Source organism: Streptomyces beijiangensis (genome assembly GCF_017315755.1).
GTDB classification, from domain to species: Bacteria; Actinomycetota; Actinomycetes; order Streptomycetales; family Streptomycetaceae; genus Streptomyces; species Streptomyces beijiangensis.
In genome coordinates this window covers 1-1,004 of sequence record NZ_JAFLRJ010000600.1, presented here as the reverse complement: position 1 = coordinate 1,004, position 1,004 = coordinate 1, and the positions used below count along the sequence as shown (strand labels likewise).

Sequence of the window (1,004 nt, the reverse complement as noted above, 5' to 3'; positions counted from 1 at the left end):
GGACCCGGACCGCCGTGCCCGACCGGCCGGGCACGGCGGTCCGGGTCCTGCGGGACGGCAAGGAGGTGGCCGTGCTCGTCTCGTATGCCGAGACCCCGGCACTCACCGCCCGCGTGCGGCTCACCGAGGGGGGCGCACGGAAGATTCCGTGCGCCGTCCTGCTCCCCACCGGTCACCGCGAGTCGGACGGAGCGCTTCCGGTACTGCTCGACCCTTACGGCGGCCCGCACGGCCAGCGCGTGGTCGCCGCGCAGAATCCGTACCTCACCTCGCAGTGGTTCGCCGACCAGGGCTTCGCGGTGGTCGTCGCCGACGGGCGGGGCACGCCCGGGCGTTCGCCGGGCTGGGAGAAGGCGATCAGGGACGACTTCACGCTCACCCTGGACGACCAGGTCGACGCGCTGCACGGCCTCGCGGAGCAGGGCTTCCCGCTGGACCTCGGCCGGGTCGCCATCCGCGGCTGGTCCTACGGCGGCTACCTCGCCGCGCTCGCGGTGCTCCGCCGCCCCGACGTCTTCCACGCGGGGATCGCGGGCGCGCCGGTGACCGACTGGCGGCTGTACGACACGCACTACACCGAGCGGTACCTGGGGGACCCGGCGGCTCAGCCCGAGGTCTACGCCGCCAACTCGCTGGTCACCGGCGACGGGCTCACCGAACCGGCGGACCAGGTACGCCCGTTGATGGTCATCCACGGCCTGGCGGACGACAACGTGGTCGCCGCCCACACCCTGCGGCTCTCCTCGGCGCTGCTGGCCGCGGGCCGCCCGCACGAGGTGCTCCCGCTCAGCGGTGTCACGCACATGACGCCCCAGGAGCAGGTCGCGGAGAATCTTCTCCTGCTCCAAGTGGACTTCCTCAAGCGGTCGTTGAGGACTCCGTAGTCACAGCCCGGCGGAGGAGTCACCAGCCCGGCGGAGGCGCACTGGGCGGCGGCGGCCCGAAGCCGGGCTGCTGCCACGACGGGGCCGGATCCCCGGCCTCGTCGTGCACGCCCCGCCGGG

At 73.9% G+C, this 1,004-nt stretch carries 1 protein-coding gene; it reads left to right on the top strand.

The window, feature by feature from the left end; all coding sequences use genetic code 11:
- Positions 1-884, top strand: an 884-nt coding sequence (locus J0695_RS37370) for a S9 family peptidase (RefSeq protein WP_206969207.1), incomplete at its 5' end; no start/stop codon positions are given.
- Positions 885-1,004: the final 120 nt, after the last annotated feature.